The 14,697-nt window shown below is 65.4% G+C and carries 13 protein-coding genes; 3 read left to right on the top strand and 10 right to left on the bottom strand.

The window, feature by feature from the left end:
* Window positions 1-568: 568 nt before the first annotated feature.
* From pssA to PSK12I2_RS0105050, 4 genes are all read right to left on the bottom strand, one after another.
* Window positions 569-1,423 (bottom strand): CDP-diacylglycerol--serine O-phosphatidyltransferase, encoded by an 855-nt coding sequence (gene pssA, locus PSK12I2_RS0105065; RefSeq protein ID WP_007159688.1) that lies wholly within the window; start codon window positions 1,421-1,423, stop codon window positions 569-571.
* 165 nt (window positions 1,424-1,588) lie between these two features.
* The gene (gene ilvC, locus PSK12I2_RS0105060) at window positions 1,589-2,605 is read right to left on the bottom strand and encodes a ketol-acid reductoisomerase (RefSeq protein WP_007159689.1); all 1,017 of its coding nucleotides are present in this window, start codon (window positions 2,603-2,605) and stop codon (window positions 1,589-1,591) included.
* Window positions 2,606-2,631: 26 nt separating this feature from the next.
* A complete protein-coding gene (ilvN, locus tag PSK12I2_RS0105055) occupies window positions 2,632-3,123 on the bottom strand; it encodes an acetolactate synthase small subunit (RefSeq protein ID WP_007159690.1) in 492 nt (163 codons plus the stop codon).
* 2 nt (window positions 3,124-3,125) lie between these two features.
* Complete coding sequence (locus PSK12I2_RS0105050; RefSeq protein ID WP_027597553.1) at window positions 3,126-4,850, bottom strand: acetolactate synthase 3 large subunit; 1,725 nt, start codon at window positions 4,848-4,850, stop codon at window positions 3,126-3,128.
* Between the two features lie 398 nt (window positions 4,851-5,248).
* On the opposite strand from PSK12I2_RS0105050, the gene PSK12I2_RS0105045 reads away from it, so the two are divergent.
* Entirely contained in the window at window positions 5,249-5,713 is a 465-nt protein-coding gene (locus PSK12I2_RS0105045) for a DUF4124 domain-containing protein (protein ID WP_007159692.1), read from the top strand.
* A 1-nt stretch (window position 5,714) separates the two neighbouring features.
* Here PSK12I2_RS0105045 and PSK12I2_RS0105040 read toward each other — a convergent pair whose 3' ends face one another.
* The 3 genes from PSK12I2_RS0105040 to mrcB are packed head-to-tail and all read right to left on the bottom strand — an operon-like array spanning window position 5,715 to window position 9,171.
* Window positions 5,715-6,041, bottom strand: a complete 327-nt coding sequence (locus PSK12I2_RS0105040) for a YqcC family protein (RefSeq protein WP_027597552.1) — start codon at window positions 6,039-6,041, stop codon at window positions 5,715-5,717.
* Entirely contained in the window at window positions 6,041-6,793 is a 753-nt protein-coding gene (locus PSK12I2_RS0105035; protein ID WP_037007511.1) for a M48 family metallopeptidase, read from the bottom strand. The genes PSK12I2_RS0105040 and PSK12I2_RS0105035 overlap by 1 nt, the downstream gene beginning before the upstream one ends.
* Window positions 6,794-6,828: 35 nt before the next feature.
* Complete coding sequence (gene mrcB, locus PSK12I2_RS0105030) at window positions 6,829-9,171, bottom strand: penicillin-binding protein 1B (RefSeq protein ID WP_027597550.1); 2,343 nt, start codon at window positions 9,169-9,171, stop codon at window positions 6,829-6,831.
* A gap of 153 nt (window positions 9,172-9,324) precedes the next feature.
* Between mrcB and PSK12I2_RS0105025 the strand changes: the two genes are divergently transcribed.
* Together PSK12I2_RS0105025 and PSK12I2_RS0105020 are read left to right on the top strand one after the other, a co-directional pair.
* A complete protein-coding gene (locus tag PSK12I2_RS0105025) occupies window positions 9,325-10,872 on the top strand; it encodes a bifunctional aminoglycoside phosphotransferase/ATP-binding protein (protein ID WP_027597549.1) in 1,548 nt (515 codons plus the stop codon).
* A gap of 130 nt (window positions 10,873-11,002) precedes the next feature.
* A complete protein-coding gene (locus PSK12I2_RS0105020; protein WP_027597548.1) occupies window positions 11,003-11,815 on the top strand; it encodes a cyclic nucleotide-binding domain-containing protein in 813 nt (270 codons plus the stop codon).
* Between the two features lie 179 nt (window positions 11,816-11,994).
* On the opposite strand, the gene deoA is transcribed toward PSK12I2_RS0105020, so the two are convergent.
* The 3 genes from deoA to PSK12I2_RS0105005 are packed head-to-tail and all read right to left on the bottom strand — an operon-like array spanning window position 11,995 to window position 14,679.
* Window positions 11,995-13,305 (bottom strand): thymidine phosphorylase, encoded by a 1,311-nt coding sequence (gene deoA / locus PSK12I2_RS0105015; RefSeq protein ID WP_027597547.1) that lies wholly within the window; start codon window positions 13,303-13,305, stop codon window positions 11,995-11,997.
* 11 nt (window positions 13,306-13,316) lie between these two features.
* Window positions 13,317-13,730, bottom strand: coding sequence for a cytidine deaminase (locus PSK12I2_RS0105010; protein ID WP_007159699.1), 414 nt, complete (start codon window positions 13,728-13,730; stop codon window positions 13,317-13,319).
* Window positions 13,731-13,743: 13 nt separating this feature from the next.
* Window positions 13,744-14,679, bottom strand: coding sequence for a nucleoside-specific channel-forming protein Tsx (locus PSK12I2_RS0105005; RefSeq protein WP_042138292.1), 936 nt, complete (start codon window positions 14,677-14,679; stop codon window positions 13,744-13,746).
* Window positions 14,680-14,697: the final 18 nt, after the last annotated feature.

Here is a 14,697-nt window from a genome sequence, read left to right as displayed (position 1 = left end):
AAGTAGACTGATCGGGTTTTGAGAAAACCCTAAACTTGGCTCAGCAATCGCAAAAAACTCATGAATTCACGAGTTACTTGTGTTGCTGATAATCTTGCGACATCAGACTTATCTCACAAGCACCCACACGAATTGCTTGATTCAACTTGTTAAAGAGCAGTTGGTTGCGACCGTGTCGCTAACCGAGGCGCGCATTCTACGCTGTCCTCACATCCTGTCAAGCGTTGATTTGAACTTTTTCGTTTCAACTCAACCACTTGCGCCTGCCTGACCGGTCGAACCAATCTCGGCAGCGGGAGGCGAATCCTACAGCATCCCAAGATGCTGTCAACCCCCTCCGTTTCATTTCGTCATCACCCGAAGGTGAGAGCCAAATGGCGAAGAATCCGTGGACTCCTCACCCGGCTCAGACCTAAGTGCTTGATTTTCAAGCCGCTTCAGCGTCTGCGCCGGAAGTGGGGCGCATTATAGGGGAGTTTTAGGGCAGGTCAACAGGTTATTTTCAGAAAGGCCAAAAAAAGAAAGGGGCTGCTCGCGCAGCCCCTTTCTTATAGCCCTCTCGATGCCGCTAGGCACGGCCGATACGGCGATTGCGCCAGAGGGTGGTGAAGGGTCCGGAGACCGCATAGGCCAGGAAGCCCAGCAGCAGGACGCGCGGCGGGTCGGTAAAGACCACGGCGAAGACCAGCACGGCGATCAGGATGACCACGAAGGGGACGCGTCCTTTCAGGCCCAGGGTCTTGAAGCTCCAGTACTTGAAGTTACTGACCATAAGCATGCCGGCTGCAGCGACCATCAGGGCGACCAGCAGCGACAGCTTGGAGCCCTGGATGCCGAAGTCACTGAAGCACCAGACGGTACCAGCCACCAGGGCCGCCGCGGAAGGACTGGCCAGGCCGATGAAGTAGCGCTTGTCCACCGAGCCGATCTGGGTGTTGAAGCGGGCCAGACGCAAGGCGGCGCCGGCTACATAGATGAAGGCGACGGCCCAGCCGACATTACCCAGACCACTCAAGGCCCACTGGAAGGCCAGGATCGCCGGTGCGACACCGAAGGCGACCATGTCGGAGAGCGAGTCGTACTGCTCGCCGAAGGCGCTCTGGGTATTGGTCATGCGGGCGACGCGACCATCCAGGCCATCGAGCACCATGGCGATGAAGATGGCGGCGGCCGCGGCCGAGAAGCCGGCGGAGGCGATGTCGTATTGCCCCTGGATGAAGGCGGTCTGAGCCGCGACACCCTTGATGATCGAATAGAGGCCGGCAAAGAGCGCCGCGGTGGTGAAGAGGTTGGGCAGCAGGTACACGCCACGGCGTCTGATCTTGCGCCCCTGGGCGTCCTGCGTCTCCTCGATGTGTTCATCCACGGGGATGAGGCCGTCGGTGGCTGTGTTGGACGGGGTTTCTTCGGGACGCTCGCTCATGGATTTTCCTTGGGCATTACCTGACGGATTGGACTGACCTCTTGAGGATAGGGTTCAGCCTAACCTCCCATGCTAAGGCATTGCCGGGGTCGTGGGCAGTGCAATAAAAAACGCGGCCGAAGCCGCGTCCTTTACCGCTCGTTACAGGGCTGGCGCCCTGCCCGATCAGTTCTTGGTCTTGTCGACGATCTTGTTTGACGCGATCCAGGGCATCATCGCCCGCAGCTTCTCGCCGACCTGCTCGATCGGGTGAGCCGCGTTGTTGCGACGGTAGGCGGTCATGGAAGCGTAGTTGGACGCGCCCTCGGCCACGAACATCTTGGCGTATTCGCCGTTCTGGATGCGCTTGAGCGCATTCTTCATGGCTGCGCGCGACTCGGCGTTGATGACCTCGGGGCCGGTCACGTACTCGCCGTACTCGGCGTTGTTGGAGATCGAGTAGTTCATGTTGGCGATACCGCCTTCGTACATGAGGTCGACGATCAGCTTGAGTTCGTGCAGGCACTCGAAGTAGGCCATTTCCGGCGCGTAGCCAGCTTCGACTAGGGTTTCGAAACCGGCCTTGACCAGCTCGACCGCACCACCGCACAGCACGGCCTGCTCGCCGAACAGGTCGGTTTCGGTCTCGTCCTTGAAGGTGGTTTCGATGATGCCGGTACGGCCGCCGCCGACGCCGCAGGCGTAGGACAAGGCGACGTTCTTGGCATTGCCGGAAGCGTCCTGGTGGACGGCGACCAGATCAGGGATGCCGCCGCCCTTGACGAACTCGGAGCGCACGGTGTGACCCGGGGCCTTGGGAGCGATCATGATGACGTCCAGGTCAGCGCGGGGCACGACCTGGTTGTAGTGGATGGCGAAACCGTGGGCGAAGGCCAGGGTGGCGCCCTGCTTCAGGTTCGGCTCGATCTCGTCCTTGTACAGCTTGGACTGGAATTCGTCGGGGGTCAGGATCATGACCACGTCGGCGGAGGCGACGGCGTCCTTGACCGGCTTGACGGTCAGGCCATGGGCCTCGGCCTTGGCCACGGTGGCCGAGCCACTGCGCAGACCGACGACGACGTCGACGCCGGAGTCCTTCAGGTTGCAGGCGTGGGCGTGGCCCTGGGAGCCGTAGCCGATGATGGCGACCTTCTTGCCCTGGATGATGGAAAGGTCACAGTCTTTGTCGTAGTAAACGCGCATTGCAGGTTCTCCTGGAAAAGGGGGTATCAGATGCTCAGGGCTTTGTCGCCACGGGAAATTCCGGTCACGCCGCTACGCACCACCTCGAGGATGGACGCGGCGCCGATCGCCTGGATGAAGCTGTCGATCTTCTCGCTGGTGCCCGCCAGCTGAATGGTATACACGCTGCTGCCGACATCGACGATCTGGCCGCGAAAGATATCGGTGGTGCGCTTGACCTCGGCGCGCTGGGCGCCGGTGGCCTTGACCTTGATCAGCAGGAGTTCGCGCTCGATGTGGGCGCTCTCGGACAGGTTGACCAGTTTCACCACCTCGATGAGCTTGTTGAGGTTCTTGGTGATCTGCTCGACCGTCTCTTCCTGGCCGATGGTGGTCAGGGTCAGGCGCGACAGGGTCGGGTCTTCGGTCGCGGCGACCGTGAGGCTTTCGATGTTGTAGTTGCGCTGGGAAAACAGGCCGACCACGCGGGACAGGGCGCCGGGCTCGTTTTCCAGCAGCAGGGAGATGATGTGTCTCATGTTCAGGTCCGCTCCGTCTTGCTCAGCCACATGTCGCGCATCGCGCCATCCTTGATCTGCATCGGGTAGACGTGTTCGGTGTTGTCCACGGCGATGTCGAGGAAGACCAGGCGATTCTTCATGGCGAAGGCCTCGGCCATCATCGGCTTGAGGTCTTCCAGACGCTCGATGCGCATGCCGACGTGGCCATAGGCCTCGGCCAGCTTGACGAAGTCCGGCAGGGATTCCATGTAGGAGTGGGAGTAGCGGCTGCTGTACTGCATGTCCTGCCACTGGCGGACCATGCCCAGGGCACCGTTGTTGAGGCAGACGATCTTCACCGGCAGGTCGTACTGCATGCAGGTGGAGAGCTCCTGGATGTTCATCTGCACGCTGCCTTCACCGGTGACGCAGGCGACGTCGGCGTCCGGGAAGTTGAGCTTGACGCCCATGGCCGCCGGGAAGCCGAAGCCCATGGTGCCGAGGCCGCCGGAGTTGATCCAGCGATTGGGCTTGTCGTAGCGGTAGTACTGGGCAGCGAACATCTGGTGCTGACCCACGTCGGAGGTGATGTAGGCATCGCCCGCGGTGACGTCGTACAGGGTCTCGATGACGGTCTGCGGCTTGATGATGCTGCCGTCGCCCTTGTCGTAGGGGAACATCTCGCGACCGCCGCGCCATTCCTCGATCTGCTTCCACCAGGCGGCCTGGTTTTCGGCACGGGGCTTCTCGCTCAGTTCGCGGACCACGGCGACCATCTCGGCGAGGACGCTGTCGACCGGACCGACGATGGGCACGTCGGCCTTGATGGTCTTGGAGATCGAGGCCGGGTCGATGTCGACGTGAATGATCTTGGCGTTCGGGCAGAAGCGCGTGGCACCGTTGATGACGCGGTCATCGAAGCGCGCACCCACGGCGAGGATGACGTCGCTGTGGTGCATGGCCAGGTTGGCCTGGTAGCTGCCGTGCATGCCGAGCATGCCGAGGAACTGGCGATCGCTGCCCGGGTAGGCGCCCAGACCCATCAGGGTATTGGTGACCGGCAGGTTGAGCAGGCGCGCCAGCTCGGTGAGGGCCGCGGAGGCACCGCCGAGGATGACGCCACCACCGGCATAGAGGATGGGGCGCTTGGCCGCCACCAGCATCTCGACGGCCTTGCGGATCTGCCCGGAATGACCGCGCTGCGCCGGATTGTAGGAGCGCAGCTTGATCTTCTTCGGATAGACGTATTCGTATTTCTTGGTCGGATCGCCCATGTCCTTGGGGATGTCGACCACCACCGGACCAGGACGCCCGGACTCGGCGAGGTAGAAGGCCTTCTTGAGGACTTCGGGGATCTCGGAGGGGTGCTTGATGATGAAGCTGTGCTTCACGATCGGCCGGGAGATGCCGACCATGTCGGTTTCCTGGAAGGCGTCGGTGCCCACCATGTTGCTCGGCACCTGGCCGGACAGGACCACCATGGGGATGGAGTCCATGTAGGCGGTGGCGATGCCGGTGATGGCATTGGTCGCGCCGGGGCCGGAGGTCACCAGGACCACGCCGGCCTTGCCGGTGGCGCGGGCATAGCCGTCGGCCATGTGGGTGGCGGCCTGCTCGTGACGAACCAGGATGTGGTTGAGCGCCGGTTCCTTGAACAGGGCGTCGTAGATGTGCAGCAGGGCACCGCCCGGGTACCCGTAGATGTGTTTCACGCCCTCGTCGCGCAAGAAGCGGACGACCATCTCAGCGCCAGTTAATAGCTCCACGTATCACCTCATTCCACGCATGGCGAGCGCCCATTGGTGGACGCTCAAGGTTCGGTTGACTGCAAGGCAGAGCATGGGCGACGGTGGTCACCGACGATTCAGCTGCCTAGAAAGCCTTGTTGGAAGATTCCGATGAATGCTGGAGCTTCCACCCGACGCGAGGTAACGCGGTGCAGGGTATTTGACTGTGGCGGCGCGGGTAGGCACCTCATGGTCTGCCGAGCAGTCAGCTTTGGGCCGACTCGCTACAGCGAACTTTGGATTGTTCGCATTCGACCCGTGCAAGTCAAGCCGAAAGGTGCAACCGGGCGCAATCGGTCGTGGGCGATCAGTCGTGATGAAAAGGTCGACGTCTCCTCTTATAGTGAAGCCCTGTCCTCTCCCCTTCCAGGATTCCCATGCGCTCGATCTTCTGGCTTTCCGCCCTGGCTTTCGCCTGCAGCCTGTCCGCCCAGGCCGCGCAGGTCTACAAGTGGACCGATGACAAGGGTGTCACCCACTTCAGTGCCCAGCCGCCCGAGGGCCAGAAGGCCAACGAGGTGGACGTGAAGACGGCGCCGCAGATCAATGGCAGTGGCACTGCACCCACCTACAAGATGCCCAACGGTGCCCAGCAGCCATCGGTGTCCAATGATGCCCAGCAGCAGGAACTGGATCGCCGGGTGAAGGCGCAGGTGCGCGAGGAGCAGAACAAGCTCAAGGAGCAGTGCGATCAGGCGCGCCAGAATCTGGCGCAACTGCGCAACAATCCGCGCATCCTGGTGCAGTCCGGGCGGGGCGAGACGCGGCGGCTGAGTGAAGAGGAACGTCAGCAGCGGCTGGCCGAGACCCAGCTGTCCATCGAGCAGAACTGCGGCAAGTAACTCAGGCGCTTTCGATGATGCGGTCGAATTCGGCCAGGGACGCGAGCAGGGGCAGGACGGGGTCGAGATTGCCCTGGTAGACCATCTCGGCCATCGGCCGGATGCCCGAGCGCGCCGGCAGGGCCGCATCGCTCTCGATGATCAGCTTCATCCGCGGCACGAAGATCCACTGCAGCCACTGGGCGAAACTCAGGGTATCGACGCAGAAGGGCTCCTGGCTGGCCAGGGCTTCTGCGCTGGGCGCCTGCGCCGACCACCAGCCGAGCAGGCGCAATTCACGCTCGATCTGCAGCAGCTGATCGGCCAGGGCGGGCAGGCGCTCGTCCATCAGGTACCCACCTGCGCCTTCTGCCGGGCCAGGGCGGCGCCGGAGGCATCGCCCTGGGCCTCGCGGGCCTGGGCGATCAGTTGCCAGAGACTGGCTTGCAGGGCCGGGCGGCCATTGGCGTAGGTCAGGGCGCGCCGGGCCAGTTGCTCGCCCTGGGCCGGATCGTTCTGCGCCAGGCGCACCTGGGCCAGGCGATAGAGCACCTGGGGCTCGCGCGGGGCGATGCGCTGGGCGCGTTCCAGGCTCGAGGAGGCGCCGTTGAGATCGCCGCCGCTCTGCTGTTGCTGGGCGGTGGTCAGCAGGGCCAGCACCGGACCGTCGAGTTGTTCGTCGGCAGCCAGGCCACCACCACTGGAATTGCTGGTGGCGGGAATGCCGGTCGGCGCCGTACTGGCAGCCGCGGAGCCGCCCGGGGTGGCAGGCGGATAGACCGGCTGCGAATAGCTCGGCTGCACCGGCGCCTGGGCAGGCGGTGCGCTGGGGCTGGACGAGGTGATCAGCGGCGCCGAGGCCGCCGGCGCGGCATAGGTTTCCAGGGGTGCGGAGCTACCACCCGGCACCATGACGGTCACCCCGGAATCGGCCGGCGCGCTGGGCGCGGCGGCCACGGGGGCCTGACGTTGCGCCGGCAGGGGCCGGTTGTTGCCCTGGCGATAGAGTTCGCCGTTGGACACCGGACCGCCGGAATCGACCACGGGGATGGCGCCACGCTGCGGCGCGGCGCAACCGGCGAGGAGAACACCGGCGATCATCACCGGCCAGACTGCTTTCGTCACCTTGGGACCTCTCAATTCAACCAACCCTTGACCCAATCCATGACCGGATTGCCGCCGTTGCCGTTGCCGCCGGCGGCGGGTGCGGCCGGCGCGCCACAGGAGGCGCCCGGTGGCGGCTCACTGCCGCGAATATAAGGCATCTGCACGGCGTTGGGACACGAGGGATCCGTGCCGCGCCCGGTGGTGGCATCGACCCAGGCCTGGGTGATGTTGTCCGGTACCGGCATGTCCAGGGAGACCGGATCGGCGCGACGCATGAAGTTGCTCCAGACCTGCAGGGCGCCGGTGGCACCGGTCAGGGGTGTCTTACCGTTGTCGTCGCGACCCAGCCAGACCACCGCCAGCAGATCCTGGCTGAAGCCGGAGAACCAGCTGTCGCGGGAATCGTTGGTGGTGCCGGTCTTGCCCGCCAGGTTCACGCTGGTGGGGATCTGGTTGTAGACCGAGCGCCCGGTACCCTCGCGCATGACGCGCTGCATGGCGTACTGCACCAGGTAGATGGCGCCGGTATCGAAGCGCTGCTCGATCTGGAAGGGATAGCGCTTGAGCGGCTCGCCATTGGCGTCGAGCACGCTGCGGATGCTGCGCAGCGGCGTGTTGAAGCCACCGTTGGCCAGCGTCTGGTACATGGTCGCCACTTCCATGGGCGTCAGGGCACCGGCGCCGAGCAGGGTCGCCGGATAGGGCGGCAGGGCGCGACTCACGCCCAGGCGCGCGACGGTCTTGAGCACCTCGGGGACCCCGAGATCCAGGCCCAGGCGCGCGGTGGACAAGTTGTAAGAATGCGCCAGCCCCTGATAGAGGAAGATGGTGCCGTGCGCCTTGTGCTCGTAGTTCTGCGGCCGCCAGACCTGGCCATCGGCGCCCTTCACCGAGAAGGGCTCATCCTGGATCAGGGTGGTCAGGGTGTACTTGCTGGGGCGCTCGAGGGCAGTGAGATAGACCGCCGGCTTGATCAGCGAGCCGACCTGGCGCACCGCGTCGAGGGCGCGGTTGTAGCCGGCGAAGCGTGGATCGCGGCCACCCAGCAGCGCCTGGACCTCACCGGTTTCCGGATTGGTCACCACCATGGCCGACTCGACGTTTTCCGCACCCTTGCGGCCGTCGATGCGCTTCATGGTCTCGCCCATGGCGGCTTCGGCCTTGGTCTGCAGGATGGGGTCGAAGCTGGTGAAGATGCGCAGCCCTTCTTCGGTGAGGTCTTCGTCGCGGTAGTCCTGCTTGAGCTGGCGCTTGACCAAGTCGACGAAGGCCGGGAAGGAACTGTTGGTCAGGCTGCCGGCCTTGGTGATGCCCAGCGGCCGAGCCTTGGCCGCTTCGGCCTCGGTGGCGCTGACCACGCCCTGCTCGGCCATGAGGTCGAGCACCAGGTTGCGGCGGGTCATGGCGCGCTCGGGATAACGGCGCGGGTTGTAGTATGACGGGCCCTTCACCAGACCGACCAGCAGGGCGACCTGATGCAGTTTCAGCTCGCTGAAGGGCTGGCCGAAGAAGTACTGGGCGGCCAGACCGAAACCGTGGATGGCGCGCGAGCCGTCCTGACCGAGGAACACCTCGTTGAGGTAGGCCTCGAGGATCTCCTGCTTGCTGTAGTGCAGCTCCAGCAGCAGCGCCATCAGGGCTTCGGTGCCCTTGCGGGTGATGCTGCGCTCGTTGGTGAGGTAGAAGTTCTTGACCAGCTGCTGGGTCAGGGTGCTGCCACCCTGACGCACCTGGCCGCTGGTGGCGTTGACCCAGACCGCCCGGGCGATGGACTTGGGCGAGACGCCGTGGTGATGCCAGAACTCGCGGTCCTCGACGGCCACCAGGCCATCGACCAGGTGCGGCGGCGCCTGGTCGAGCTTGATGAGGATGCGATCCTCGTTATGTGCCGGATAGATGCCGCCGATCATCAGCGGTTCCAGGCGGGCCACGGCCAGATTGCTGCCATCCAGAGCGCTGACGCCGGAGACGGTGCCGCCGGCGAAGCGCACACGGATCGCCCGCGCCGGCTCGACGCCTTCGTAGAACTGGAAGCCGCGGGTGTTCAGCTCGACCGTGGAGGCGCCCACGGAGACGCTGCCGGGGCCGTCCACGGTTTTCTCGCGGCGATAGCCGAGGGCATCGAGTTCGGTGAGGAAGTCGTCACGGCTGAGCTTGACGCCATTGAACAATTCCAGCGGCCGGGCATAGACCTTGGCCGGAATGGTCCAGCGCTTGCCGGAGAATTTTTCCTGGACCACGGCATCCAGATAGATGCATACGCCAGCCAGGGCTACCAGCGCGACCAGACCAAGCTTGACTGCCCAGCCGGACAGGCGGCGCCAGTCAAAGGTCTTGCGCTTGCGGGAACGAGAGGATCGGGGTCGCTTCATGGCGGCGCATTATACGCACTTGCCCGGTGGCCGACAGCGGCCTGCCAGCGCTTCGTCAGCTGGGGTTCAAGGACGCCCCTTCCCGGTGTCGCGGCTTGCGTGGACCGCCCTGGCAGCGATAATGCCGCCATCCATTCCCTACAAGGACCGCCCGTGAGCCAGCTCCTGATTTCCGCCCTGCAGAACCCGGCGCTCTATCCCCATCCCACCTCGGCGTTCCGGGTCATCGAAACCCATATTTCCTGGGTCGTGCTGACTGGCGAGGTCGCCTACAAGATCAAGAAGCCGGTGAATTTCGGTTTCCTCGACTTCACCGACCTGGAAGCCCGTGGCCACTTCTGCCGCGAGGAGCTGCGCCTCAACCAGCGCCTGACCCGCGATCTCTACCAGGACGTGGTGGCCATCACCGGCAGCGAAAGCGCTCCCGAGCTGGGCGGCAGCGGTCCGGTGATCGAATACGCCCTGCGCATGCGCGAATTCCCCCAGAGCCAGCTGCTCAGCGAGGTGCAGCAGCGCGGCGAGCTGACCGAGGCGCACATCGACGCCCTGGCTGCACAGATCGCCCGCTTCCACCTGGCCGCACCCCAGGTAGGGACCGAGCATCCGCTGTGCACCCCGGACGCCGCCATGGCGCCGGTGCGGCAGAATTTCGAGCAGATCCGCGCCATGCTCGGCGAAGCGGCCGATCTCCGACAGCTCGACCAGCTGGAAGCCTGGGCCGAAGCCAGCTACGCGCGCCTGCTGCCGCTGTTCGAGGCGCGTTGCCGTGACGGCTTCATCCGCGAATGCCATGGCGACATCCACCTGGCCAACGCCACCCTGCTCGACGGCGAGGTGGTGCTGTTCGACTGCATCGAATTCAACGAGCCCTTCCGCCTGACCGACACCATGGGCGATGCCGGCTTCCTGGCCATGGACCTGGAAGACCGCGGCCTCAAGACCCTGAGCAACAGATTCGTCAATGCCTACTTCGAGGCCACCGGCGACTACAGCGGCCTCGCCCTGCTCGACTTCTACAAGGCCTATCGCGCCATGGTGCGCGCCAAGATCGCCCTCTTCCGCCTCGGCCAGGCCGAGGAGCCGGCGCTGCGGGCCGAGATCCTTGCCAGTTATCGCAGCTACACGGCCCTGGCCGAAGGCTATACCCAGGTGCCCCAGCCCTTCGCGGCGGTGATGCACGGGGTGTCGGGGATCGGCAAGAGCACCGTGGCCCTGGCCCTGGTCGAGGCGCTCGGCGCCATTCGCCTGAGATCCGATGTCGAGCGCCAGCGCCTCTATGTCGACAGCGACGAGGCCACCCGCTACAGCGCGGCAGCCGGCGAAGCCACCTATGCGCGCCTGCACGAGATCGGCGCCCAGGTGCTGGCGGCCGGCTATCCGCTGGTGCTCGACGCCACCTACCTCAAGCAGGCCCAGCGCGCCGCGGCCCAGGCCCTGGCCGAAGCCCAGGCCGCGCCCCTGCTGATCATCGACTGCCAGGCGGACGACGAACTCATCTCCCGCTGGCTGCAGGAGCGCCAGGCCGAGGGGACCGATCCTTCCGAGGCCACCCTCGCGGTGGTGGCAGCCCAGCGCCAGGCCCAGGATCCGCTCGAACCCGCCGAGCAGGATCGGGCGCTGGTGGTGGAGCTGGGTCGCGCCGGACAGCTGGAGGCCCTGCCGGCTCGCCTGCTGCGTCGCCTGGGTCGCGCCCCGGCCTGACCACGACCTCCTGGGGGGCAGAACAAGCGTTCCGTCACAGCTCGTGGAGTTGTGGATTTACGGTCGCCGACGAGCGGCTTATCGTGCGACCCACGTCACAACCTCTGCGTAACAAGAAGGAATTGGCACCATGTACCTCATCGGCGATCAGCCTCCCTATGTCGATCAGTTGCGTCAGGCGCTGCAGGCCATTCCGGCGCGACTGGTCAGTGGTGTGGCGCCGAGTCGGCAGCCCCTGCAGCTGAGTCCCGCCGCCCTGCTGCAGGACTGGATGCGCAATGACGAGGTCTATCTGATCCAGCGTGGCCCGCTGCGGGTGGTCCTGGATCAGCGGGCGCTGTTCCAGCTCGGCGAGGGCGACCTGATCGGCCTGGGGCGCACCCTTGATCTGCCGATCCTCAATTACGAGAGCGAGGCCGACGTGCGGGTGCTGCCCTACGACCGCGAGACCTTTCTCGCGGCGGCCACCGCCACGCCGGTCCAGCGCGATGCCCTGCTGAGGTACATGCTGGGTCAACAATCGCTGCTGGCCCAGGCGCTGATCCGGCTCAAGCCGCCGGTCACCCAGCCGGCCACCGGCTTTCGTCGCTATGCCGCCGGCGAGGTCATCATCCGCCAGGGCGATTCCGCCGAGCATGTCTTCGTCATTACCGAAGGCCATGCCGAGGCCTGGGTCGATGGCTGCAAGGTCGGCGAGGTCTGCCAGGACGAGATCGTCGGCGCCCTGGCGGTGTTCACCCATACGCCTCGTACCGCCAGCGTCATCGCCAAGACCGTCTGCACCGTGCTGGTGATCCCCCAGGATCAGTTCGTTTCCCTGATGGAGACCACCCCGCGCATCGCCCACAGCCTGATCGAAAACATGGCGCGCCATATCGACACCCTGAACAAGGAGGTCACCCGCCTGCGCGGTGCCCAAGAGCGACCTTCCAGCGGTAATTAAGAAATATTCTCGAATACGCTTGACGATGGAATGAGAATTGTTATTATTCAACTCAGCCGGTCGCGAGACCGGTCGATAACTGAAGGTCCAGCAGTTGGTCTTTCGGGTTATCTCCTCATCAGGCTAATCACGGTTTTGGACCCGGCTCTGCCGGGTCTTTTTTTGTCTGGAATCCGGCGCTAGCGCCGATCCAGCACGACGGGCACGGCATCGGCCGGCCGCTCCTCCCCCAGGCCATAGGCCAGCTGCAGGTGTTGGGCAGCCCGCGCGGCGCTCTGGGCGTCGCCGGCATGGATCACCCCCAGGGGCCGGTGCGCGTCGACCCACTCGCCGGGCAGTGCCAGGCCGGCCAGACCCACCGCCGGATCCACTTCATCCTCCGGACGTTGCCGCCCGCCGCCCAGTTCAACCACCAGCAGACCGAGGGCGCGGGTATCCACCTGCCGCACCCAGCCCGGGCGGGCCGGATGGACGGCGCGCACCACCGGAGCCCGGGGCAGATGCTGCCAGGGCCGCTCGGTCAGGTCGGACGGGCCGCCCAGGGCCAGGTTCATCGCCGCGAAACGCGCCAGGGCGGCGCCGCTCTGCCAGGCCTCCAGCACCAGGCGCTCGGCGGTGGCGGCGTCCCTGGCCAGTCCGGCCAGTTGCAGCGTTTCCTCGGCCAGCGCCCGGATCACCTGCCAGAGGCGCTCGCTGCGTACCTCGCCCGCCAGCAGGGCGATGGCCTCCTCCACTTCCAGAGCGTTGCCGGCGCTGCGCGCCAGGGGCTGGCCCATGTCGGTGACCAGAGCGCGGGTCCGGACCCCGGCGGCTTCGGCGACCTCGACGATGCTGTCGGCCAGGCGCAGAGCCGCGTCGCGCTCGGCCATGAAGGCGCCGCCGCCGGTCTTGACGTCCATGACCAGCACGTCCAGGCCGGCGGCCAGTTTCTTGGCCAGGATGGAGGCGGTGATCAGGTCCACCGATTCCACCGTGGCGGTGACGTCGCGGATGGCATAGAGGCGGCGGTCGGCCGGGGCCAGATCGGCGTCCGGACCGACGATGGCGCAACCCACCTCGGCCACCACCTGGCGAAAGCGCGCCAGGCCAGGCCGGATGAGATAGCCGGGGATGCTCTCCAGCTTGTCGAGGGTGCCGCCGGTGTGGCCCAGGCCGCGCCCGGAGATCATCGGCACGTGGCAGCCACAGGCGGCGAGCAGCGGCGCCAGCACCAGGCTGGTGAGATCGCCCACGCCGCCGGTGGAATGCTTGTCCACCACCGGCCCGGGCAGCTCCCAGTGCAGCACCTGGCCGCTGTCGCGCATGGCCAGGGTCAGGGCGGTGCGCTCGGCGGCGGTCATGCCGCGCAGCAGGGTGGCCATGGCGAAGGCGGCGATCTGGCCTTCGCTGAGGCTGTCGTCGACGATGCCGCGGACCAGTCGCTGGAGATCCGCAGCCGTGAGTTCCAGGCCATCGCGCTTCTGGCGGATCACCTCCTGGGCAAGCCACATGGGCGGACTCCTTAGAAGTCGTCGAAGGCGCCGGGCAGCAGCTCGGCCAGGGTCCAGGTGCGGGTACGGCCGGGTTCGCTGCCGCTGCAGACGATGGTCGCGTCGGGCGCCATCAACTCCAGCAGCACCTGGCGACAGGCACCGCAGGGACTGATCAGGGGAACGCCCGGCGCATGGATGGCCATGGCGGTGAAACTGCGCGGCGGCAGGCCCCGGCTGATGGCGGCGAACAGGGCGCTGCGCTCGGCGCAGTTGGTCAGGCCATAGGAGATGTTTTCCACGTTGCAGCCATGGATGACTTCGCCCTCGGCGGTCAGCAGGGCGGCGCCCACGGGAAATTCCGAATGCGGACAGTAGGCGCGCTCGGCCGCAGCGACCGCTTGCGGAAGCAGTGCGGCCAGGTGCGCAGGCAGGTTGGTGCTCATGACAGTCTCCAGATCAGAATTGATAACCCACCCCCGCATAGTAGCCCCAGCCGTTGGAGCGGCCCTCGAAATCACCCTCGCCAAAGTTCAGCTCGGTGCCGTCGCGCCAGTTGCCGCCATTGTGGAAATGCCGCGCAGCGAACATGAAGCGCAGGTGGGTGAAGGCATAGAGCAGCACATTGGTGGACACGGTGGCATTGGCCGTACGTCCCGGCTCGTCGCCCAGCTTCGAGCCGAAATCGAAGTTGGTGAAGCCGACATAGGTCAGGGAGGCGCCGTTGTCGAACTTGGCCAGCGGCCAGATGTACTTGAGCTGGGCCCGATAGCCGTCCCAGGAATTCTCGTTGGCAGCGCCATAGTTTTCCCACTGACGGCGGCCGTAGAGGTTGGCGGACAGCAGCACCGGGGTATGGGTCTCGATGTCGGTGCCGAAGCCGGCGTAGAGGGTGTTCTGCCGACTGGCCCGGCTGCTGCCGTGGTCATAGATCCAGTCGAAGGCCAGGTACCACTCCTTGAACGGCCCGAAGGCCAGCGAGCGACCACTGAGCTGATCGATGGAGATACGCGGTTCGTGCTCCATGAACAGGGGCGAACCGCGGTCCCAGACGCCGGAGTCATGGCTGTTGCCGATGCCCAGTACCCTGGGCACGTCGATGTAGCCATAGAGTTCGAAGGGCCCCTTGCGGCCGAAGTACTCGTACTCCAGATAGACGTCGTCCACGGGCTGCGGGCCGAAGCTGATGTCCTTGCTGCCGATCAGGGTCAGATCCTGGTTGTACCAGGACGATAGATAGGGCGAGCGACTGTCCGTCTGTTGCGCGGCGGGACTGGCGGTCTCGCCCTGGGCGCTGTCGGTGGCGACGGCGGGAGCGGCCAACAGCTGGGCGCTGCAGCAGAACAGGAGCGGTAGCGCGCCGAAGCGCACGCGACGGAGGCGGGAAAACGTCATGAGGAGGGTTCCTGAGCG

Source organism: Pseudomonas sp. MOIL14HWK12:I2 (genome assembly GCF_000510745.1).
In the GTDB taxonomy this organism is placed as follows: domain Bacteria; phylum Pseudomonadota; class Gammaproteobacteria; order Pseudomonadales; family Pseudomonadaceae; genus Chryseomonas; species Chryseomonas oryzihabitans.
The sequence above is the reverse complement of the archived record's forward strand: the minus strand, read 5'-3'. Positions and strand labels throughout refer to the sequence as shown.